The organism is Pseudomonas sp. FP2335 (assembly GCF_030687535.1).
Classification (GTDB): Bacteria; Pseudomonadota; Gammaproteobacteria; order Pseudomonadales; family Pseudomonadaceae; genus Aquipseudomonas.
In genome coordinates, this window is sequence record NZ_CP117437.1 from 1,640,170 (window position 1) to 1,659,712 (window position 19,543).

24 protein-coding genes and 1 tRNA gene are annotated in these 19,543 nt (G+C 57.9%); 13 read left to right on the forward strand and 12 right to left on the reverse strand.

The features are described from left to right. Positions 1 to 31: 31 nt before the first annotated feature. Positions 32 to 1,102 (forward strand): AI-2E family transporter, encoded by a 1,071-nt coding sequence (locus PSH81_RS07235; RefSeq protein ID WP_192299157.1) that lies wholly within the window; start codon positions 32 to 34, stop codon positions 1,100 to 1,102. 143 nt (positions 1,103 to 1,245) lie between these two features. Here PSH81_RS07235 and PSH81_RS07240 read toward each other — a convergent pair whose 3' ends face one another. Further along, entirely contained in the window at positions 1,246 to 1,719 is a 474-nt protein-coding gene (locus PSH81_RS07240) for a peroxiredoxin (RefSeq protein WP_305392241.1), read from the reverse strand. A gap of 10 nt (positions 1,720 to 1,729) precedes the next feature. After that, positions 1,730 to 2,290 carry a glycine cleavage system protein R gene (locus PSH81_RS07245; protein ID WP_017137336.1) on the reverse strand — a complete coding sequence of 187 codons (561 nt, stop codon included), beginning with the start codon at positions 2,288 to 2,290 and terminating at the stop codon, positions 1,730 to 1,732. Between the two features lie 273 nt (positions 2,291 to 2,563). Between PSH81_RS07245 and dapA the strand changes: the two genes are divergently transcribed. The 7 genes from dapA to PSH81_RS07280 all read left to right on the forward strand — a co-directional run bounded on the left by dapA (position 2,564) and on the right by PSH81_RS07280 (position 8,519). Beyond that, on the forward strand, positions 2,564 to 3,442 hold the full coding sequence (gene dapA / locus PSH81_RS07250) for a 4-hydroxy-tetrahydrodipicolinate synthase (protein ID WP_192299155.1): 879 nt from the start codon (positions 2,564 to 2,566) through the stop codon (positions 3,440 to 3,442). A 17-nt stretch (positions 3,443 to 3,459) separates the two neighbouring features. Next, positions 3,460 to 4,575: an outer membrane protein assembly factor BamC gene (gene bamC, locus PSH81_RS07255; protein WP_192299154.1), complete on the forward strand. Its 1,116-nt coding sequence runs from the start codon at positions 3,460 to 3,462 to the stop codon at positions 4,573 to 4,575. Positions 4,576 to 4,579: 4 nt separating this feature from the next. Continuing rightward, complete coding sequence (locus PSH81_RS07260; protein ID WP_192299153.1) at positions 4,580 to 5,338, forward strand: MBL fold metallo-hydrolase; 759 nt, start codon at positions 4,580 to 4,582, stop codon at positions 5,336 to 5,338. A 27-nt stretch (positions 5,339 to 5,365) separates the two neighbouring features. After that, positions 5,366 to 6,079: a phosphoribosylaminoimidazolesuccinocarboxamide synthase gene (purC, locus tag PSH81_RS07265; protein ID WP_003172493.1), complete on the forward strand. Its 714-nt coding sequence runs from the start codon at positions 5,366 to 5,368 to the stop codon at positions 6,077 to 6,079. 84 nt (positions 6,080 to 6,163) lie between these two features. Then, positions 6,164 to 6,253 (forward strand) — tRNA-Ser (locus tag PSH81_RS07270). Between the two features lie 262 nt (positions 6,254 to 6,515). Further along, positions 6,516 to 7,082: a hypothetical protein gene (locus tag PSH81_RS07275; RefSeq protein WP_305392242.1), complete on the forward strand. Its 567-nt coding sequence runs from the start codon at positions 6,516 to 6,518 to the stop codon at positions 7,080 to 7,082. A gap of 192 nt (positions 7,083 to 7,274) precedes the next feature. Next, positions 7,275 to 8,519: a colicin-like pore-forming protein gene (locus PSH81_RS07280; RefSeq protein WP_305392243.1), complete on the forward strand. Its 1,245-nt coding sequence runs from the start codon at positions 7,275 to 7,277 to the stop codon at positions 8,517 to 8,519. Between the two features lie 23 nt (positions 8,520 to 8,542). Here the strand turns inward: PSH81_RS07280 and PSH81_RS27455 are convergent, their stop codons facing one another. From PSH81_RS27455 to PSH81_RS07290, 3 genes are all read right to left on the reverse strand, one after another. Further along, on the reverse strand, positions 8,543 to 8,722 hold the full coding sequence (locus PSH81_RS27455; RefSeq protein WP_370694909.1) for a hypothetical protein: 180 nt from the start codon (positions 8,720 to 8,722) through the stop codon (positions 8,543 to 8,545). Positions 8,723 to 9,110: 388 nt separating this feature from the next. Then, positions 9,111 to 9,398, reverse strand: coding sequence for a NadS family protein (nadS, locus tag PSH81_RS07285; protein ID WP_016975178.1), 288 nt, complete (start codon positions 9,396 to 9,398; stop codon positions 9,111 to 9,113). A gap of 2 nt (positions 9,399 to 9,400) precedes the next feature. Beyond that, positions 9,401 to 9,715, reverse strand: coding sequence for a type II toxin-antitoxin system RelE/ParE family toxin (locus tag PSH81_RS07290; protein ID WP_305392244.1), 315 nt, complete (start codon positions 9,713 to 9,715; stop codon positions 9,401 to 9,403). Between the two features lie 118 nt (positions 9,716 to 9,833). Here PSH81_RS07290 and PSH81_RS27460 point away from each other — a divergent pair, with 118 nt between their 5' ends. After that, complete coding sequence (locus PSH81_RS27460) at positions 9,834 to 9,989, forward strand: phage holin family protein (RefSeq protein WP_370694890.1); 156 nt, start codon at positions 9,834 to 9,836, stop codon at positions 9,987 to 9,989. Positions 9,990 to 10,047: 58 nt separating this feature from the next. Here the strand turns inward: PSH81_RS27460 and PSH81_RS07295 are convergent, their stop codons facing one another. Both PSH81_RS07295 and PSH81_RS07300 read right to left on the reverse strand, forming a co-directional pair. Continuing rightward, positions 10,048 to 11,274, reverse strand: a complete 1,227-nt coding sequence (locus PSH81_RS07295; protein ID WP_192299152.1) for an MFS transporter — start codon at positions 11,272 to 11,274, stop codon at positions 10,048 to 10,050. 594 nt (positions 11,275 to 11,868) lie between these two features. Continuing rightward, positions 11,869 to 12,738: a hypothetical protein gene (locus tag PSH81_RS07300; RefSeq protein ID WP_226455276.1), complete on the reverse strand. Its 870-nt coding sequence runs from the start codon at positions 12,736 to 12,738 to the stop codon at positions 11,869 to 11,871. Positions 12,739 to 12,867: 129 nt separating this feature from the next. On the opposite strand from PSH81_RS07300, the gene PSH81_RS07305 reads away from it, so the two are divergent. Continuing rightward, positions 12,868 to 13,770, forward strand: a complete 903-nt coding sequence (locus tag PSH81_RS07305) for a LysR family transcriptional regulator (RefSeq protein WP_305392245.1) — start codon at positions 12,868 to 12,870, stop codon at positions 13,768 to 13,770. Here the strand turns inward: PSH81_RS07305 and PSH81_RS07310 are convergent. Then, positions 13,762 to 14,520, reverse strand: a complete 759-nt coding sequence (locus PSH81_RS07310) for a substrate-binding domain-containing protein (RefSeq protein WP_305392754.1) — start codon at positions 14,518 to 14,520, stop codon at positions 13,762 to 13,764. The genes PSH81_RS07305 and PSH81_RS07310 overlap by 9 nt on opposite strands. Beyond that, entirely contained in the window at positions 14,520 to 15,824 is a 1,305-nt protein-coding gene (locus PSH81_RS07315) for an MFS transporter (protein ID WP_226455278.1), read from the reverse strand. Before PSH81_RS07315 ends, PSH81_RS07310 begins: the two co-directional genes overlap by 1 nt. A 198-nt stretch (positions 15,825 to 16,022) precedes the next feature. Here PSH81_RS07315 and PSH81_RS07320 point away from each other — a divergent pair, with 198 nt between their 5' ends. Beyond that, positions 16,023 to 16,166, forward strand: a complete 144-nt coding sequence (locus PSH81_RS07320; protein WP_192299149.1) for a hypothetical protein — start codon at positions 16,023 to 16,025, stop codon at positions 16,164 to 16,166. A 139-nt stretch (positions 16,167 to 16,305) separates the two neighbouring features. On the opposite strand, the gene PSH81_RS07325 is transcribed toward PSH81_RS07320, so the two are convergent. Both PSH81_RS07325 and PSH81_RS07330 read right to left on the reverse strand, forming a co-directional pair. Then, positions 16,306 to 16,698 (reverse strand): VOC family protein, encoded by a 393-nt coding sequence (locus tag PSH81_RS07325; protein WP_305392246.1) that lies wholly within the window; start codon positions 16,696 to 16,698, stop codon positions 16,306 to 16,308. A 135-nt stretch (positions 16,699 to 16,833) separates the two neighbouring features. After that, entirely contained in the window at positions 16,834 to 17,010 is a 177-nt protein-coding gene (locus tag PSH81_RS07330) for a hypothetical protein (protein WP_226455280.1), read from the reverse strand. Between the two features lie 128 nt (positions 17,011 to 17,138). Here PSH81_RS07330 and PSH81_RS07335 point away from each other — a divergent pair, with 128 nt between their 5' ends. Both PSH81_RS07335 and PSH81_RS07340 read left to right on the forward strand, forming a co-directional pair. Continuing rightward, complete coding sequence (locus PSH81_RS07335) at positions 17,139 to 18,062, forward strand: LysR substrate-binding domain-containing protein (protein ID WP_192299146.1); 924 nt, start codon at positions 17,139 to 17,141, stop codon at positions 18,060 to 18,062. Positions 18,063 to 18,117: 55 nt separating this feature from the next. Further along, entirely contained in the window at positions 18,118 to 18,480 is a 363-nt protein-coding gene (locus PSH81_RS07340) for a 5-carboxymethyl-2-hydroxymuconate Delta-isomerase (protein WP_226455281.1), read from the forward strand. Between the two features lie 47 nt (positions 18,481 to 18,527). Here PSH81_RS07340 and PSH81_RS07345 read toward each other — a convergent pair whose 3' ends face one another. Next, the gene (locus PSH81_RS07345) at positions 18,528 to 19,463 is read right to left on the reverse strand and encodes a LysR family transcriptional regulator (protein ID WP_192299144.1); all 936 of its coding nucleotides are present in this window, start codon (positions 19,461 to 19,463) and stop codon (positions 18,528 to 18,530) included. Positions 19,464 to 19,543 lie beyond the last annotated feature (80 nt).

A 19,543-nucleotide genomic window follows, 5' to 3' on the forward strand; every position in this document is an offset into this window, starting at 1 on the left:
ACCGTTCGCCCCCACCACCTGAGGTCTATTGATGTTCAAAGTGTTACGAGACTGGATTCAGCGCTACTTCTCCGATGAGGAAGCGGTAGTGCTGGCCGTCCTGCTGTTCCTGGCCTTTACGGCGGTGCTCACTTTGGGTGGCATGCTGGCGCCGGTCCTGGCGGGGATGGTGCTGGCCTACCTGATGCAGGGCCTGGTCACAACCCTTGAGCGGTTGCGCTTGCCGGGCGGTGTGGCGGTGGGGTTAGTATTTGCCTTGTTCATGGGGCTGCTGGTGCTGTTTATCGTGGTGGTGTTGCCGTTGCTGTGGCATCAGTTGATCACCCTGTTCAACGAGCTGCCGGGCATGCTTGCCAAATGGCAGTCGTTGTTGCTGCTGTTGCCGGAGCGTTATCCCCATCTGGTGTCGGACGAGCAGGTGTTGCAGGCCATCGAAGTGGCGCGCGGCGAGATCGGAAAGTTCGGCCAGTGGGCGCTGACGTTTTCCCTGTCCAGCTTGCCGTTGTTGGTCAACATCATGATCTACCTGGTTCTTGTGCCGATCCTGGTGTTTTTCTTCCTCAAGGACCGCGCCATGATCGGCCGCTGGGTGCGCGGTTACCTGCCGCGCGAGCGGGCGCTGATCACGCGGGTGGCCGAGGAGATGAACCGACAGATCGCCAACTACATCCGTGGCAAGGTCATCGAGATCATTATTTGCGGCGGCGTGACCTACATCGCCTTTATCGCCCTGGACCTGAACTACGCGGCGCTGCTGGCATTGTTGGTGGGGGTCTCGGTGGTTGTCCCTTATGTCGGCGCCGTGGTGGTGACGGTGCCGGTGACGCTGATCGCGCTGTTCCAATGGGGTTGGAGTGATCAGTTCATCTACCTGATGGCGGTCTACGGGATCATCCAGACCCTGGATGGCAACGTGCTTGTGCCGCTGCTGTTTTCGGAGGCGGTCAACCTGCACCCGGTGGCGATCATCTGCGCGGTGCTGTTGTTCGGAGGGTTGTGGGGATTCTGGGGAGTGTTTTTTGCGATTCCCCTGGCGACGCTGTTCAAGGCGGTGCTGGATGCCTGGCCTCGGCAAGAACCCGTGGTAGCGCCACTGTTGTAACGGGCTGCTGTAGTGAGCGGGCTTGCCCCGCGCTGGGTGGCGAAGCCGCCCTAAACGGTACGCCGCGGTGTTTCAGGAAGACCGCGGTGCCTGGATTTGGGGCGGCTTCGCCCCCCAGCGCGGGGCAAGCCCGCTCACTACAGTCATGCTTCGTTCAAGGATTGTGCTGCGGCCAACACGGCATCCACATGCCCAGGCACCTTCACTCCACGCCATTCCTGGCGCAGTACGCCATCCTTGTCGATAAGGAACGTGCTGCGATCCACGCCCAGGTATTCCTTGCCATACAGCTTCTTCAGCTTGATCACATCAAACAGCTGGCAGACCGCTTCGTCCTTGTCGCTGATCAGCTCGAAGGGGAATTCCTGCTTGGCCTTGAAGTTCTCGTGGGACTTCACGCTGTCGCGCGACACCCCGAACACTTCGGTGTTGGCCGCCTTGAACGCTGCGTAGTGGTCACGGAACCCTTGGCCTTCGGTGGTGCAGCCGGGGGTGCTGTCCTTGGGGTAGAAGTAGATCACCACTTGCTTGCCCTTGAGGGCGGCGAGGCTGAAGGTCTGGCCGCTGGTGGCCTGAGCTTCGAAATCGGCTACGGGTGTGTCGATGACAACCGGCATGGGGCGTTCCTTACATAGGGTTCTGTGGGCGCCATGGCTCGATCAATGCGTCGAGGTTCAGGGCATCGGCGAAGTCCAGGAACTGGTCGCGCAACCAGCTGATCTGTACACCAGCCGGCAAGGTCACGGTAAACGTGGCGTTGAGCATGGTGCCGCCGGTTTGTGGCGCCTGGTAGGTGTCGCAGGTCAGGTTCTCCAGCTCGACGTTGTGGTCGATAAAGAACTGGCACAGCTCGTTGACGATGTCCGAACGGTACGCCGAGCTGACATACGCCACATAGGGCAAGGCCTGCGGACGGTTTTCCAGGGCGGCGCTGCGCACCACGTTGACGGTGAAGTTGTGTTTCTTGGCCAGGCCGGGCAGGCCGGTTTCCAGGCGCGCCAGGGCGTCCCAGGAGCCGGAAATCTGCAGGACCAGCGCGCTGCACTCGCCGTGGCGGGTCAGGCGGGAGGTCACGACGGCGCAGCGGTTCTCATGGCTGGCGCGGCACAGGACGTTGGTCAGCTCCATGGGGTTGGCGCCGAGGGCACTGATAACAAGGAATTGTTCGCGAACTGTGGGGGTGGACATGCAGCCTTCCTAAAGCGATGAGCGGTCGATACCGCGTGGGCTGTATCGATCAAAGGATGAAGGGTAGCGAAAACCGTCGCCAAGGGCTAGGAGGTGGCGTTTTCATTACGTGAACGGCCGGATTTCGACGCGCTTGGAGGCAGCCTTTGGCCCAATGATGGCATTGCCTGTCGTTTAGTTGCGCCAGAACGCATCCTCAGGCGGTACTTTGCTTGTGCAAGCATCTTGGCGCCAGTACCATTACGGCTCTCTTTTTCCGGCAGGAGCGGTTGCATGATTGCGGGCAGTATGGTGGCACTGGTCACACCCATGGATGCACAAGGTCATCTCGACTGGGACAGCCTGGGCAAACTGGTGGACTTCCACCTGCAAGAAGGCACCAACGCCATTGTGGCGGTCGGCACCACAGGTGAGTCGGCCACCCTCGATGTGGAAGAACACATCCAGGTCATCGAATTCGTGGTCAAGCGTGTGGCGGGCCGCATTGCCGTGATCGCCGGTACGGGCGCCAACTCGACGCGCGAAGCGATCGAGCTGACCAAAAACGCCAAGAAGGCCGGCGCCGATGCCTGCCTGCTGGTGACGCCGTACTACAACAAGCCGACCCAGGAAGGCCTGTACCAGCATTTCCGCGCCATTGCCGAAGCGGTCGACATCCCGCAGATCCTCTATAACGTACCGGGTCGTACCGCGTGTGATATGAAGGCCGAGACGGTGATCCGCCTGTCCACCGTACCGAACATCATCGGTATCAAGGAAGCCACCGGCGACCTGCAACGCGCCAAGGACATCCTGGCCGGCGTGAGCAGCGATTTCCTGGTGTATTCCGGTGACGACGCCACCGCGGTCGAACTGATGCTGCTGGGCGGCAAAGGCAACATCTCCGTGACCGCCAACGTGGCCCCGCGTGCCATGAGCGAAATGTGCGCCGCCGCCATCGCCGGTGACGCCGTGACCGCCCGCGCGATCCACGAGAAGCTGATGCCGCTCAACAAGACACTGTTTATCGAATCCAACCCTATTCCCGTGAAGTGGGCGCTGACTGAAATGGGCATGATGCCGGACGGTATCCGTCTGCCGCTCACCCGTCTGAGCGAAGCCTGTCATGAACCGCTGCGACAGGCCCTGCGCCAGTCCGGCGTCCTGGTTTAATTGAGGAAGCACTACGCATGAAGCGATTGGCCGGACTTTCCGCACTTGCCTTGATTATCTCCAGCACCAGTGGCTGCGGTTGGATCTGGGGCCCGGAAGGCTACTTCCGTGACCGCGGCAGCGATTACCTGGAAGCACAAGCAACCAAACCGATGCAACTGCCACCGGACGTCAACGTCGCCAAGCGCCTTGACCCGTTGCTGCCGATCCCGCGCAACGTCGCCGACGACACCACCAAGGGTGAGTACGTCGTGCCACGTCCACAGCCGATCTCGGCCGTGGCCGATGCCAGCGACTACAGCCTGCAGAAGAGCGGTGATTCGCGTTGGATCGTCGCTCAGCGTCCACCCGCCGAAGTCTGGCCAGTGGCAGTGCAGTTCTTCCAGGACAACGGTTTCCGTATCGACCAGCAGCGTCCACAGACCGGTGAATTCACCACGGCATGGCAGCAGGGCAACGAACTGTCCGCCACCATGGCCAAGCGCCTGCAGGCCGGTGGCGTAGCCTCCGACAGCGAAACCCGTGTGCGTGTGCGCATCGAGCCGGGTGTACAGCGTAATACCAGTGAAGTCTATGTGGTCAGCGCCGAGCGTCCTGCCGGCAGCACCGCCAACGTTGATTTCACCAACCGTTCGGTCAACACCGGTGTTGATTCGGCACTGGTCGACGAAATGCTGGCCAGCATGAGCCGTATTTCCGAGAAGGGCGGTTCGGTCTCCCTGCTCGCCGCACGTGATTACGATACTCCGAGCCGTGTCAGCCTCACCGAGGACGGCAGCGGCAACGTAGTGCTGAACCTCGGCGAAGACCTCGACCGTGCGTGGGCCAGTGTTGGTCGCGCCCTGGAGCAGGGCCCTTGGCGTGTTGAAGACATCAACCGCAGCCTGGGCCTGTACTACATCAACGTGGCTGAAAAAGCCGAGCGTAAAGACGACGAGCCAGGTTTCTTCGGCAAGCTGTTCGGCAGCAAACCGACCAAGGAAGAAATCGAGACCCGCGCCGAGCGTTACCAGGTTCGTTTGAGCAAGGTTGGCGAAAGCGTGCAAGTCACCGTCGAGAAGAACATCAACACCGTTGCGCCGGCTGAAACAGCGCGCAAAGTGTTGGGCGTGATTCAGGACAACCTGGGCTGATCCGATGCGTTTTGCCGTTCTCGGCAGCGGTAGCCAAGGGAACGGCACGCTGGTCGCACATGACGACACGTATGTGCTGGTGGATTGTGGTTTCTCGTTAAAAGAAACCGAGCGGCGCCTGCTGCGCCTGGGGGTACACCCCGCGCAGCTGAGCGCGATTCTGGTAACCCACGAACATGCCGACCACGTGCATGGCGTGGGTTTGCTGTCTCGGCGCTACAATCTTCCGGTGTACCTCAGTCGCGGCACCCTGCGCGGGATGCGCAAACCTATCGAGCCTAGAGGTTTCCTGGCCGGTGGCGAGCAACTGCAGATCGGTGCGTTGAGCATTGATGTGATTGCCGTCGCACATGACGCCCAGGAACCGACGCAGTATGTCTTCAGTGGCGGTGAGCGGCGTTTCGGCGTGCTCACTGACCTGGGGTCCTACTGCTCCAAGGTGCTGGACGGCTACCGCGACCTCGATGCGTTGATGATCGAGGCCAACCACTGTCGGGACCTGCTGGCTCGTGGTCATTACCCGTACTTTCTCAAGCAGCGGGTCGGCGGCGAACTGGGACATTTGAACAACCACCAGGCGGCATACCTGGTGTATGAGTTGGGCTGGCAAGACCTGCAACACCTGGTCCTGGCCCACTTGAGCAGCAAGAACAACCTGCCGACGCTTGCCCGGCAATGTTTTGTCGACACCCTCGGGTGCGACCCGGACTGGCTGCAATTGGCCGATCAAGATTCAGGGCTCGACTGGCGACACATCGCCTAGCCCACCTCACTCAAAGCGGAGCCCATCATGGAAAAACGTGAAGAACTCTACCGCGGCAAAGCCAAGTCGGTGTACAAGACCGACGACGCCAACCGCCTGATCCTGCTGTTTCGCAACGACACCTCGGCGTTCGACGGCAAGCGCATCGAACAACTTGATCGCAAAGGCATGGTGAACAACAAGTTCAACGCCTTCATCATGCAGAAGCTCGAAGAGGCCGGCATTCCGACCCAATTCGACAAACTGCTGGGCGACAACGAGTGCCTGGTCAAGAAGCTCGACATGATCCCGGTCGAATGCGTCGTGCGTAACTACGCTGCCGGCAGCCTGGTCAAGCGCCTGGGCGTGGAAGAGGGCCTCAAGCTCAACCCTTACACGTTCGAGCTGTTCCTGAAGGACGACGCCAAGGGCGACCCGTTCATCAACGAATCCCACGTCGTGGCGTTCGGCTGGGGAACCGCTGAACAACTGGCGCGCATGAAGGAGTTGTCCCTCAAGGTCAACGACGTGCTGAGCAAGCTGTTCGACGACGCCGGCCTGCTGCTGGTGGACTTCAAGCTCGAATTCGGTGTGTTCCACGACGGCTCCATCGTCCTGGGCGACGAATTCAGCCCGGACGGCTGCCGCCTGTGGGACAAGGACACCAAGAAGAAGATGGACAAAGACCGCTTCCGCCAGGGCCTCGGTGACGTTATCGAAGCCTACGAAGAAGTCGCCAATCGTCTTGGCGTACCGCTTTAATCGACGCAAGCATCTGATAGCACGGAAAAAAATCTCGCTTCGAGCTTTGCTTTCCTGAACCACGCTGTTATGATGCGCGCCGTTGGAGAGATGCCAGAGTGGCCGAATGGGACGGATTCGAAATCCGTTGTACCTTCACCGGTACCTAGGGTTCGAATCCCTATCTCTCCGCCATTTTATTGACGCTCTTGTAAATCAAGTACTTACGAGAGGTCACATAAAGCGTTTTGTACCAACGCTTTGTACCAAAAAAATAGCCCTGATCTTCGGATTGGGGCTTTTTTTTGACCTAAATTTGTTCAATTGCTGTGCCTACGGAGCTGGTAAGGCTTTAACCCTCGCTTTCCTTTCGTCACCCACGGTTGTTCCGTCCTAGGACACCTGTGCTGGGAAATTAGCTCTGTCACGTCAGTAAAGCTCAAAGACCTGGCTAGCCTTGGCTTTGCCCCCCACTCTGGTAACAACCATCAAGGGAAGCCTTCACAGCAAGCTTTATGACCTCGTTTGCAGGATCGGCAAGCATAAGGACGATGACCAGTACGCATTCAACGCACAGATGTTTGTGTGGGCTCTGAACAAGAGTGTCAGCACCTTGCGCGTACCTCGTCCAAAAAGCCTTGAAGCATCTGTCCACGCTGCGGGCTTCAAGCATCATGGCACCTGTTCATTCGTGACCTGTAATCGCTCGCTAAAGCGTTCCTGCACTGAATGTGTGGGTCAGATACAGAAGGTAAGGGGAATGAAGCTCACAGCGCCTGCTGTTGGAGCTGGCAGCCCTGATGACACCGCTTTCTACCTAAATGCGTTACGTGAAACGCTGGTGTACAAATCTAGGCTTCTTGGTGATGCCGTGATCGATGATGTGATCGATAGGAGAGTGGCTAGACAAGCATTTGCAGAGCATTACAGCGGTGATGACGTGTTGGCCTTCCTGATGAGCCTGGGGCACGTCAAAGCGATGGAAAATGCATATGAGCATACTGTGAAGCTCATAACATTCTGATTTAAAAATAAATAATATGTACAAATGCATAAATGCATATTTTCAATTGCGCATGATACTGTAATTATGTACAGTTGTTCTGCCTGGCGTCTAGGATCGTATTTAGAATAAACAGGACATAGCCTGCTTTTGGGCTGCTGAAATTTAAGATTTGAGCATTTCTGATTTATGCCAAATCACAAGGAGATTCATATGTCTACAAATGGAGTTGAGCTACCCCCTATCATCGTCACACCAGATCCGCTTCCACCTCCTGTGGTTCCGCCAATTTCGCCCGGCGGAGGGTATGTACCGAGACCAGGTACATGGAATAAGGATTATGTACCGGGCACTAAATTGACCGATCTCGGGATTAATCTTTATCAAGAAAGTTCTATAGTTCCTATTATTATTATAGCAACGGAGTCGGAACAAAGAATCAAAGATGCATACACAGCGTACGTGCCTAATTTGCCCGCTCAACTTGATGCTGAAATTAACGAATCCATTGTACAGGGAGGTGATTTGTCTCTGGGAGGATTGAATGCTGAAAAAGCTCTAATAGATAACCTTCTTCAGATTAAAATGGTAGAGCTTGAAAAAGACGTTAATAAGGCAAATGCCTTCTTTGGGCGAAATTTCTTGGATAAGAAGCCAGTAGCTAATGGTGTAGATTTTGGGGACAGGCTAAGAAAAGCCGGAGATCCCGACGTATATTTCGATTCTTTTAATGCGGCTGCAACCGCTGCTTATAATTCTTTGATTGTCGCTGAAGAAATTCGGATTCTCACTGATAAATCTAGCGCACTTAGTGCCCTTGTTGGTGTTGCTAAAGCCGAAGAAGATGCACGTATCGCTGCTGAAGCTGAAGCGAAGCGATTGGAGGAAGAAAAAGCGAAAAAAGAAGAGGAATTAAAGGGCGCTATCAAATTCACAGCTGACTTCTACAAAGAAATCGGTGAAAAATACGGCACCCAGATGTCAGCGTTAGCCACAGATTTGGCTGAAAACGCCAAGGGCAAAACGCTTCGCAGTGCGGAAGAGGCTTTGAAGGCTTTTGATCAATACAAGGATCATCTGGATAAGAAATTTAGTGCTGCTGATCGTGCCGCCATCGTGAATGCTCTGGATTCACTTGATCGAGCTGAGTTGGCAAAAAACCTCAACCTCTTCGCAAAAGGTTTTGGCTATACAAGCAAAGCATTTGATGCGTATGACTTGGTTCAAGAGGTGAAGAAAAGCTACGCATCGGGTGACTGGAACAATACCGTGCTGAAAGTGGAAACACTTTTTGCTGGCAGTGCAGCTACAGGTCTGATTGCTTTTGCTTTCGGAGTGACCGTCTCCACACCAGTTGGTATCGTAGCTTTTGCTCTGATTATGGCACTTGTCAGTGCTTATATTGATGAAGCGCACGTGAAGCAATTCAACGACGCACTTGATGCAATTCTGCCTTAAAAGAGAAGGGAAAAGTGGCCTTTTTAGGCCACTTTTTTTAATGCCATAAAAATTAAATATATACAAAAAATTGGGATTGCTAGGATCGTACAGGCAACATAAAAGATTGCATACAGACCATTTTTTCCTGGTGACTCAGTAAATAAGCCAGTAGTCCAGAATTCTCGCGTAGTGAAGCGAAGCGCCGTTTTTTCGATTATCATCCTCGAAATAGGGAATAAAAAAGTACTACATAAACCCAGCGTTAGAAAAATGGGGTTTGTCCTTTCTACGAATGCCTCCCCTCCAAACCAATCGGTAAAGAATAAAATGAAAATGCCTGCCGAGATTATAAAGTTCTGAAAGTAGTATTTTAGAGACAAAGTATGCTCGCGTTTAAAGTCAATTTAATTTAATGGCTGCCATGCAACTTTCTACAATAGCAAATTCTTCAACTAGCAATGGGCCATTATCAAGGTACGATTTTAATCCATATGCAGGCGATTGGGATACTAAAAGCCTATTTGAAGAACTGGTTTTGATAAGCTTTGCTGGTTTTCCGCTGGGGCGTAGAACGTTGCTAGGTTGTACGCTCTGCGTCAGAGGCGTCGCTCAACCGGCCAATGCGTTCAGCACATGCACAGGGTCATTATGGATCGCCTTCAGCAACGCCTTAGCTGGCCCCGTTGGGTCTCGACGCCCTTGCTCCCAGTTACGCAGCGTACCCAGTTGAACATCAATCAACGCTGCGAATTTAGCTTGGGTCAGCCCGGTCGCCTTACGAATTTCTTTGACCCGCATTGCGTCAACGTGAAACTCGCGGGAAGGCTCACGTTCGCCGCGTAGGATCTCGTTCATTTCCTCAACGCTTTCCATCAGTTCATCAAAAAATTTGCTCATGGTTATCTCCAGTGTTCGATTGCAGCCTTCAACGATTTACGCTCGTCAGCGGTGAGGTCTTGCTGTTCGTTCTTGGGGTAGATCATCAAAAAAACGATCTTTGATGCCGAGACGAAGTGGTAGTAAATCACTCGCGCTCCACCTCGTTTGCCGTGGCCCTTGGCCGCAATTCGAATCTTGCGCACTCCGCCTGTGCCTTCAATTACATCACCGGCTGATGGATTCACGGTCAGCACATTCTGAAACGCCATATTGGCATCGTCGTCGATTAGTTCTTTGACGCGACGGGTGAAACCTGAAGTCTCGATGAAAATCATAGCTAATGTACGCCATTGGCTTAGTTTTCGGCAGTGCTAATCCCGTATACGTCAGCGTGCATTCGATGAGTTGTAACTGGTTTTTTAGCAAGTCTCGATGTATCGGAGGACTGTCGATATGCCATCCAGTAAAGACCCCACCGCTTGGGCCGTTGCCTTCGCATGGCTGGCTCAACATGTCCCAGTCATCTACGTCACCAGCTTGTCAGCATTGATTTCTGCGCTACGAATCATCTACCGAAGCGGCACCCGAAAAGCGGTGCTGTTGACCTGAAACAAAAAAGCCTGCTGGGCTCAATGCTCAGCAGGCTTTTTAGTCAACGACTTTCCGTTTAGGCCGGTTGAGCCACCAGGCTATTGCTCACCTTGCGACCCAGCACCAGCACCGTCACAAAACCCGCCCCGACCAACGCCGTGGCCAGGCTCAACAACACCGAGCTGCCCATCTGATCGACGATCCGTCCGCCGAAGAACGAGCCCAGGGCGATGATCACCTGGAACAAGGCGACGAAGAGCGGCATGCCGCGTTCGACGTCCTTGGGTGCCACGACAAACATCCAGATGCTGGCGCAGGCCGGGAAGGCGCCGAAGGCGAAGCCCCAGAGTGCAATCAGCATCGCTGCGCCGGTCATGCCGGTGGCGAAGTGGGGGAACAGGGCGGTGCTGGTGCCGATCATCAGTGCGACCAGCAGCAGGGTGTTGCGCACGCTGCGGTTGGCGGCGAAACCGGCAAAGATGTTGCCTAGCACGCCGGCCACGCCATAGAGCAGTAGCAGCGAGCCGATCGTCGGCCCATCGAAACCGGCACTCTGTTTGAAGAAAGGGGCGACGTAGGTATAGGCGGCAAAGTGCGCCAGACCGATCAGCAATACGGCGATCAATCCGACCCGGGCTTGTGGGTTGATAAACAAGGCCGGCAGGTCACTCACGCGGATGGCTTTTTCCGGAGTCAGCCGTGGGAGCAGGAAGACCTGCGCCAGCAACACCGGCACGCCAACCAGTGCAGTCACCAGAAAAGTCATGCGCCAGCCCATCAAGCCGCTGAGCCAGGTGCCTACGGGCACGCCCAACACGGTGGCCAGTGTGACGCCCATCATGATGATCGAGGTGGCCTTCGCCACGCCCACGCCTTTGGGCGCCAGGCGGCCGCTGAGGGCGATGGCTGTGGCCCAGAACCCGCCAATGCTGATGCCCAGCAGTACGCGACCGAACAGCAGCAGGTTGAAGTCGCTGGCAAAGGCCACGACCGAGTTGGCGATGATCATGATCAGCGTCAGGCTGATCAGCAGGTAGCGACGGTCCATGGCGCCAATGAACACCGACAGCAAAGGCGCGGCGAGGGCGGCCATGATGCCGGGCAGGGTTACCATCAGCCCGGCATGCCCGGCACTGATACCCAAGTCGCTGGCGACGTCGTTGAGTACGCCTACCGGGAGAAACTCGCTGGTCACCAGGGCGAAGGCGCCAACGGCCACTGAGAGAATGGCCAGCCACTGCTGTTTGACGCTTTGCTGATTATGTTCGGGAAGGCCGCTAGGGGCCTGGCTGGCGCTTGGCATGATGGTGGGTTCCGAGGTGAATGTCGCCTGAAGCCAGGCGAGGGGAGGGAGTCAGGGAGGGGATTATAGGAATCGGTTGCGAATATCGAGCAGGCGCTCGTTTCGATAGTAATCATCAGTGCTATCGATGCGAAGCGTCTGGCAGGCGCGCTGGCAGGCACCGGGGTGTGCCCCGCGTGCGTGTATGCCGATGGCTCTCAAAGAAACTTTCCACACAAGGCATTCCCTTCGTAGCTGTGCATGATCGGTCCCAGGAACATGAAAGGGCCGCATGCGTATAGGTAGGACGGAGGAGGGCGCGACTGGCAAACGGGAAGTTGCAGCGGCAGTGGCAACCCAACCCAAAGCGTCATGCCGCACCATTGGCGTTCGGTTTCTTTCGTGGATGATTCCCGCTGATCTGGAGCGGCTGCGTTTTTTGGCTCGGGAAGTGAAAGTTGCGCACCGACACAGCCGGTCAGGCAAGTGATCAGCACGCAGGCGATTAGAGTTTTTTCCATTTCAAACCGACTCGGGGGGAGTTTTCGACGTTCTCAATATTGTCGTTCGCGGGTATCGCGATTTCAGCGGCCGTGATCTACGTCGCGGGAGATGTTACTCAGGCGTCAGCTCCAGCACGCGGTTTCTCCCGCCCTCGGCCACCAGATAAGTCCCGCGCCCGGTAGGCACAATCGACTGCGGGGCTTTGAGGAACGACAGAATGGTCTGCTGGCGCCCCTGCTTATCAATCAGCAGCAATCGCGCCCGGTGCGTGGCATCTTCATTGATCCACAGCCCGCGCTCGTCGCACATCAGGAAGGTCGGCTGGTTCAAATTGCCCAGCACCACCGGGTCACTGCCGTCGGCGGTCAGCTCGCGCACCACGCCCTTTTTCTTCTCGTTGTAGAGCAGGCGGCCGTCCGTGCAGCGCACGATGGCTTCGCCTTCCTGCACCTGGTCGCGCAACACGGTCAGAGACTGGTCGCTCCAGCGGTAACGCAGCAGGCGCCCGGCCGGCTTGCGATCTTCGATGGCGTAGAGGTCGTCGCCCTCAACCCACACGCCTTGCACGCTGTCACCCTTGAACAGTTCGGTGACCACGCCGTCCTTGTAGAAACTGACGGGCAGGTCGGCGGACTCCTGGCTGAACACCCAGCCGCCGCGGGTTGGCACAATGCCGTCGGGTTTTGACAGGTTGGCCACCACCACCTCGCGCGATCCGTCGGGGTGGATGCGCACGATGCTGCCCTGACCCTTGTCGAGTTCCTGGCTGACCATCAGTGAGCCGTTCGGCAACGGCATCAGCGATGCCGCTTTCGCCACATCGCGGTGTACCACCTGAACGCTCCAACCGCTCGCCGCACTCACGGGGTAGAAGCTCTGCCAGGCGAAGAAACCGAGGGCGGCGATAACCGGAGCGCCGACGAGGCACGCCCCGAGTCGCCAGAGACGCAATGGGTTTTTGTTATGGAATCGGGAGGTCATTGATCGCTCGGTCGATAGGATTCGGCATGCAGACTACGCAGGTGAGGGAGTTTTTTAAATGCGCGCAGGCCTGTTGCCGCTGCATTCGTACGATAATGGCCGACAAATCGACCTCATTGGCCCTTCTTCGTGATCATCAACTTCGACCTCAACGACCTCCAAGCCTTCCGCGCCGTGGTAGACAAGGGCAGCTTTCGCGGCGCTGCCGAGGCGATCCGGATCTCGCAGCCGGCGCTCAGCCGACGTATCGAAAAGCTCGAGTCCGCCCTCGACGTCAAGCTGTTCGAGCGCACCACACGGCGGGTCAGCCTGACCATGGTCGGCCGCGCTTTCCTGCCGCAGGTGGAGCGCATGCTCGACGACCTCGACATCGCGCTGATGGGCATCAGCAACGTTGCTTCCACGCGCATGGGCAATGTCACCATCGCCTGCGTTCCGTCGACCGCGTATTACTTCATGCCCCACGTGATCTCCGAATTCCACAAGCTGTATCCGAAAATTCGCCTGCGCGTGCTGGACGCGAGCGCCGGTGAAGTGTGCAACGCCGTGGAAAGTGGCGAGGCGGACTTTGGCGTGAGTTTCAGCGGCAGCCTGGCTGATGAAGTGGAGTTCGAGTTGCTGCTGCAGGAGCGCTATGTGCTGGCGTGTCGCCGTGATCATCCGTTGGCCGGGCGTGAGAGCGTGCCTTGGGCCGAGGCCTATGAACATGACTACATCACCGTGGATAAAACTTCAGGCAACCGCTCCCTGCTGGATCAGGCGCTGCGAGGCGTGCGGGTGAAAAAGTCGAGCATCTGCGAGACGCACCACGTGACCACGATGATCGGGCTGGTAGAGGCGGGGTTGGGGGTGGCGATGGTGCCTTCGATTGCCATGCCGGCAAACGAACACCCGCTGCTGGTCAGCGTGCCGTTGGTGGAACCGCAGGTGATGCGCAACGTGGGCTTGATCAAGCGCCGCGGACGGACGTTGCCGCCGGCGGCGCTGGAGTTGGAGCGATTGGTGCGTGAGATGCCGTTTCGGTCAGCGTGACACCGAGTCCAGGCCGGTGGATTGCACCACCGGTTGCGCTGCGGGCGAGGCGAGGAATTGCAGCAGCGCCTTGGCCTGCGCCGGGTGTTCGGCATTGACGGGAATACCCGCCGCAAAACGCGTCACAGACTGCACGTCCTCCGGGATTTTTCCGACGTAAGTCACCCCTGGCACTGGTAACAATTCCGCGACCTGCTGTAGACCGACTTCGTAGTCCCCCTTCGCGACCACCGAGGCCACCGGGATGCGTTCGATCATATTGCCCTTGGCCGGCATGCCGAGTTTGTGGAACAACTCCTTCTCGACATACACACCGCTGGCACTGTCCGAATACGCCACGGACTTGGCCTTGCTCAGCACTGCCTTGAGCTCGGCATCGGTGCCGATCGCCGGTTTGGGCGCGCCTTCCTTCACCACCAGGCCGATGCGCGAGTCCGCGAGTTCCACGCGGGAGGCCTTGACGACCTTGCCCTGCTTGATCAGGTCATCCAGGGCGTAGCCGACCATGATCACCACGTCCGCGTGTTCGCCACGGGCCAGGCGGTTGGGAATCGCTTCCGGCGCCTTGCCCATCGACGGGCCGAGAATGGTGTCCAGGGTGTCGCCGCTCTGCTGGGCGTATTGCGGGCCCAGTAGTTTATAGGCGGCGGTGAAACCTCCGGAGGTCATCACCTTGAGCTCCTCGGCCTGGGCCGCCAGCGCCAGCGCGCCGAGGGCCAGGGCCGTCAGGGTATTGAGCAGCGGCTTCATCATGCCGCCCCCTGCATCACCTGGCCGCGACTGTTGGCGCGGCGATACAGGGCCAGGGTCGAGCACAGCGCGCAGGCTGCGGCGAACATCATCCAGTAGGCCGGCGAAGCCTTGTCCTCAGTGATGTGGATGAACCAGGTGGAGATCGCCGGGGTGAAACCGCCGAAGATCGCGGTTGCCAGGCTATAGGCCAGGGAGAAACCGGCCACGCGCACTTCCACCGGCATGATCTCGGTGAGGGCCGGGATCATTGCGCCGTTGTACATGCCATACAGGAAGGAGAACCACAGCAGGGTTTCCAGCATATGGGCAAAGCTAGGGGCGTTCACCACGTAGGACAGTGCTGGGTAAGCCGTGAGAACGGTCAGCGTCGTCATGGCGATCAGCACCGGCTTGCGCCCGAAACGGTCGCTCAAGGTGCCACCGATGGGCAGCCAGACAAAATTCGACACGGCCACCAGCAAGGTCACCAGCAGCGCGTCGGACGTGCTCAGTTGCAGCACGGTCTTGCCGAAGGTCGGCGCGTACACGGTGATCAGGTAGAACGCGGTGGTGGTCATCGCCACCATCAGCATGCCGCCGATGACCACGCTCCAGTTCTTCACCAGGGTGGCCAGCACTTCGCGCATGGTCGGGCGATGCTTGCGGTTGGCGAACTCTTCGGTTTCCTGCAGGTTGCGCCGCAGCACAAAGATGAACGGAATGATCACGCAACCGACGGCAAACGGAATGCGCCAGCCCCAATCGGCGACCACGGAGGGCTCCATCCACACGTTCAGGCCGTAACCGAGTGCGGCGGCGACCACGATGGAGATCTGTTGGCTGCCCGACTGCCAGCTGGTGTAGAAGCCTTTGCGGCCCGGGGTGGCCATTTCGGCCAGGTACACCGACACACCGCCCAGCTCTGCGCCGGCCGAGAAGCCTTGCAGCAGGCGCCCCAGCAGCACCAGCAACGGCGCCCAGAGGCCAATGCTGTGATAACCCGGCACCAGCACGATCAACAGCGTGCCGCTTGCCATGATCGACAGGGTCACGATCAACCCTTTGCGGCGGCCGACGTCATCGATGTAGGCGCCCAAGATGATCGCGCCCAACGGACGCATCAGGAACCCTGCGCCGAACACGGCGAAGGTCATCATTAATGATGCAAACTCATTAGCGGCGGGGAAGAACGCGGCAGCAATGTAGGTGGCGTAGAAACCGAACAGAAAAAAGTCGAACTGTTCAAGGAAGTTACCCGAAGTCACGCGAAATACCGCGCCAACTTTAGAGTGGGCAGCGTCGGGCCGGGTCGGACTAGTCATGGTTTTGTGTCTCCAGCGTTCTTTTAAAAGTGCTTGTTTCGCTTAAGACCTAGAATAGTGGCTGACACATTTAGAAATGAAAAGTGACAAATTTGGATGGATTGATGCGCGTTGGTTGTCAATGGCCGGCCCCGCCGCAAATGCCGACGCTGTTCTATGCTTGAAGGTGCGACCCATTTTTAAGGACCGGAGATGGACATGACTGACAAACAGAAACCACGGGAAGTGCCACAGGGTGAGCAACCCCGGCGACGTGAGGAAGAAAAGCCACAGACCTGGAAGCATCCAGACGACGGTACAGAGCTTTCCGAACGGGATCAGGAGCGTCCGCTCAAACCCTGATCCCTCGGCGGTGAAGATCAAATGTGGGAGCGGGCTTGTGTGGGAGCGGGCTTGCTCGCGAAGGCGGTGTGTCAGTTACAGATACTTCAACTGACCCACCGCCTTCGCGAGCAAGCCCGCTCCCACAGGGTTTCTATGTTCAGCCTTGGATAGGTGTGCACAACTCCACTAGCGTCCCATCCGGACAACGCACATACGACACCACTTGCCCCCACGGCTTGGCGCTCGGCCCCGACAGTTCGGTCGCGCCGTGTTCAAGGGCCTTGGCATGGGCGACGAGCACGTCTTCAGTCACAAACCCCACCTCCATGCCCAAGGGCTGCTTGGAGGCATGCGCCTGCACATGGCCGCCCGGGAAATTCATCTCCCCCAGTTCATGGGCAGCGAACGAGAGCGTGGTCTCGCCAGTTTCCAGCTCGCCATACGTGCCGGATTCATGCAGGAAACGGCGACTGAAGCCGAAGGCTTTTTCGAAAAATTCCAGGGAGGCGGCCACGTCGGGCACGTAGATGATGGTGTAGGCAAATTTCATGGTTGGCGGTCCTTGTCGGTAGTGGGCAGAGGTAGCAGCCCTGGGCGGTAGCTGGCGATCAACAGCAGTGAGGCGAGGCAGAGGGTTGGTTTTATCACAGCAGGGCATCCATTCCACAAGCAGACAAAAAGGGCACTACACCAGCAACGACGTCGGAAACCCCGCCGCCAGCACCACAAAGGCGATCACCGCCGCCAGGCACAAACCGATGAACACGCGCAGTAGCGTCCTCACGGTGGGGGAGGCGATGAACTGAACAACCCAGATACAGAGCCCGGCCACGACAATGGCCAAGGCGATAATGACCCACACGATGGTGTTCCCGCGACCTTCAAACGCTGATTTATAGTCCCAAAGCCGCCGGATGAACAGTGTGCACATAGACGCAGCCCCGCGGGCTTCCTACACTGCGGCTTGTCGTGGGGAAAGGGCAGGCGCCGATGAATCGCAATGAATTACGCAAGGCCGACATCAACCTGATGGTGGTCTTCGAAGCACTGATGCTGGAGCGCAACGTCACGCGGGTCGCGGAGAAGTTGTTTCTTGGCCAGCCCACCATCAGTTCGGCGCTCAACCGTCTGCGCACATTGTTCAACGATCCGCTGTTCATTCGCGTCGGTCATCGCATGGAGCCCACCGCGCGCGCCGAGGAAATCATCCAGCACTTGTCGCCGGCGTTGGATTCGCTGTCGTCAGCCTTGAGCCTGACCCACGATTTCGACCCCTCGATCAGTTCCATGACCTTTCGTATCGGCCTGTCCGACGATGTCGAGTTCGGCCTGCTGCCGCCTTTGCTACGCAGCCTGCGCAGCGAAGCGCCGAAGGTGGTGTTCGTGGTGCAGCACGTCGACTACTGGCGCATCCCCGATCTGCTCGCGTCTGGCGATATCACCGTGGGCATCACCCAGACCCGTGGCCTGCCGGCCAATGCCAAGCGCAAACTGCTGCGCCATATCCGCCCGCGTATCCTGCGCGCCGACGCGTCCGACACACCGCTGACCCTCGATGAATATTGCTCACGGCCCCATGTGCTGGTGTCCCACACCGCCAATGTCTCCGGGTTTGCCGATGAGTGGCTGGCAGAGATCGGCCGCAAGCGCCAGGTGGTGTTATCGGTGCCGCAATACAGCGCATTGCCGGCGCTGCTGGCCGGCACCGACCTGATCGCCAGCCTGCCGGACTACACCGCCGAGGCCATGGCCGTGTCGGGCAACCTGTTCTGCGAGCCGTTTCCGTTCGAGACGCCAACCCTGGATTTGTCCATGGTCTGGCTCAGCCACGTGGACACCGACCCGGCCGAGCGCTGGGTGCGTTCACGACTGGAAGCGTTTATGAGTGACCGCGGCCTGGCAACCCAAGCCTGAGGCGTTTATCCGTGATATATCTAGAAATCTTCCTACGTTAGCCTCGGAGACACCCATGCCGCACCTGCACCTGGAATACACCGCCAACCTGACGCAACTGGACACCGACAAGGCCTTGTTGCGCCTGAACCATGCGTTGGTGGCCTCCGGTCAGTTCGGCGCTGAGTTCGACATCAAAAGCCGTGCATGCAAGGTCGAGAATTTCCGTGTCGGCACCGGCCTGAACGAGCGTGGGTTTGTTGCGGTGCGCCTGGCATTGCTCAGTGGGCGTTCGCCGCAGGCCAAGAAGCAACTCTCGGAAAGCCTGCTGGCTGTGTTGCAGGAGCTCAGCGTGTGGCCTGAAGGCGTGCAGGTTCAATTGAGCGTCGAACTGCTGGATATAGATCGCGATTCCTACAGCAAAGTCGCCATCGGCTGACCCACAACCCCTTGTGGCGAGGGAGCAAGCTCCCTCACCGCAAAGCGTTATAGCAAGCCCTGGTCAGCGCAGACTTTCACCACCTGCTCACGAAACCACGTATTGGCACTGTCCTGCTCACTGGTTTCGTTCCATTGCATATCCAGGGTGAACCCCGGCAACCCGTTGGGCGCCTCGCAGTGGCCAAACACAGTGGCGGGGGCCAGCAGTTTCTGCACGCGGCGCGGCAGGGTGACGATAAAGTCAGTGCCGGTGATCATCTTCAGCGCGGCGCTATAGCTGTTGGCGCGGGCAATCACTTGGCGCTTGTGGGCCTGGCGCGCGAGCCAGCCGTCGATCATGTTGGTGTCGGAGGTCCACGGCGTGGGGAACACATGGCGCCGTTCGATGAAGGATTGCAGGCTGAACGCCGGCTCTTTCGGCGCCGAGCGCTTGTCGAATACGCACACCAGGTCGTCTTCCAGCAGCATCTGGGTCTTGAAGTCTTTGTGGGCGCGGTGAAAGTGCGGGCCGAAGCAGATCACCAGATCCAGGCGGCCTTCGCGCAGGTCGTCGGCCGGGATGTCGGTTTCCAGTTTCTGCACATTGACGATCACCGGCAGGTCGGCGCGGTCGAAGTTCTTCAGCAGGCGCGGCAGGATCAACTGCTCGAAATACTCCGGAGCGCACACATTGAAGGTCACCGCCTTTTGCGTCGGATCAAACGCCTGGCCACCGGCGTGGCACAGGTTGATGCTTTCAAGGATCTTCTGCACATGGCCATACATGCTGGTGGCCTTGTACGTCGGACGCATGCCCGCCCGCGTGTTGATAAACAGCTCATCTTCAAAACTGGTGCGCAGTTTCTTCAGGCTGTAGCTCACGGTGGACTGGCTGACGAACAGTGTTTCGGACACGTCGGTAACGCTGCTCTGGTCGTAGACGGCGATAAACACCATCAAGTCCTGCATATCGAGCTTTCTGAGCAAGTTACTGTTTAACATCGGTTTCGTCCGTAAACCCGTTGTACCGAACTCAGTACAAGACAGCGCAAAAGCTTAACGGAACGGCCGTACCATTAGAA

Excerpts from the sequence above, each read along its gene's own strand:
- PSH81_RS07315 (WP_226455278.1), bottom strand. The coding sequence starts at position 15,824 with ATGACTAGTCCGACCCGGCCCGACGCTGCCCACTCTAAAGTTGGCGCG.
- bamC (WP_192299154.1), top strand. The coding sequence starts at position 3,460 with ATGAAGCGATTGGCCGGACTTTCCGCACTTGCCTTGATTATCTCCAGC.
- PSH81_RS07310 (WP_305392754.1), bottom strand. The coding sequence starts at position 14,520 with ATGAAGCCGCTGCTCAATACCCTGACGGCCCTGGCCCTCGGCGCGCTG.
- nadS (WP_016975178.1), bottom strand. The coding sequence starts at position 9,398 with ATGAGCAAATTTTTTGATGAACTGATGGAAAGCGTTGAGGAAATGAAC.
- PSH81_RS07280 (WP_305392243.1), top strand. The coding sequence starts at position 7,275 with ATGTCTACAAATGGAGTTGAGCTACCCCCTATCATCGTCACACCAGAT.
- PSH81_RS07300 (WP_226455276.1), bottom strand. The coding sequence starts at position 12,738 with ATGACCTCCCGATTCCATAACAAAAACCCATTGCGTCTCTGGCGACTC.
- PSH81_RS07260 (WP_192299153.1), top strand. The coding sequence starts at position 4,580 with ATGCGTTTTGCCGTTCTCGGCAGCGGTAGCCAAGGGAACGGCACGCTG.
- dapA (WP_192299155.1), top strand. The coding sequence starts at position 2,564 with ATGATTGCGGGCAGTATGGTGGCACTGGTCACACCCATGGATGCACAA.
- PSH81_RS07290 (WP_305392244.1), bottom strand. The coding sequence starts at position 9,715 with ATGATTTTCATCGAGACTTCAGGTTTCACCCGTCGCGTCAAAGAACTA.
- PSH81_RS07325 (WP_305392246.1), bottom strand. The coding sequence starts at position 16,698 with ATGAAATTTGCCTACACCATCATCTACGTGCCCGACGTGGCCGCCTCC.
- PSH81_RS07340 (WP_226455281.1), top strand. The coding sequence starts at position 18,118 with ATGCCGCACCTGCACCTGGAATACACCGCCAACCTGACGCAACTGGAC.
- PSH81_RS07235 (WP_192299157.1), top strand. The coding sequence starts at position 32 with ATGTTCAAAGTGTTACGAGACTGGATTCAGCGCTACTTCTCCGATGAG.
- purC (WP_003172493.1), top strand. The coding sequence starts at position 5,366 with ATGGAAAAACGTGAAGAACTCTACCGCGGCAAAGCCAAGTCGGTGTAC.
- PSH81_RS07240 (WP_305392241.1), bottom strand. The coding sequence starts at position 1,719 with ATGCCGGTTGTCATCGACACACCCGTAGCCGATTTCGAAGCTCAGGCC.
- PSH81_RS07320 (WP_192299149.1), top strand. The coding sequence starts at position 16,023 with ATGACTGACAAACAGAAACCACGGGAAGTGCCACAGGGTGAGCAACCC.
- PSH81_RS27460 (WP_370694890.1), top strand. The coding sequence starts at position 9,834 with ATGCCATCCAGTAAAGACCCCACCGCTTGGGCCGTTGCCTTCGCATGG.
- PSH81_RS07245 (WP_017137336.1), bottom strand. The coding sequence starts at position 2,290 with ATGTCCACCCCCACAGTTCGCGAACAATTCCTTGTTATCAGTGCCCTC.
- PSH81_RS27455 (WP_370694909.1), bottom strand. The coding sequence starts at position 8,722 with ATGATAATCGAAAAAACGGCGCTTCGCTTCACTACGCGAGAATTCTGG.
- PSH81_RS07335 (WP_192299146.1), top strand. The coding sequence starts at position 17,139 with ATGAATCGCAATGAATTACGCAAGGCCGACATCAACCTGATGGTGGTC.
- PSH81_RS07295 (WP_192299152.1), bottom strand. The coding sequence starts at position 11,274 with ATGCCAAGCGCCAGCCAGGCCCCTAGCGGCCTTCCCGAACATAATCAG.
- PSH81_RS07345 (WP_192299144.1), bottom strand. The coding sequence starts at position 19,463 with ATGTTAAACAGTAACTTGCTCAGAAAGCTCGATATGCAGGACTTGATG.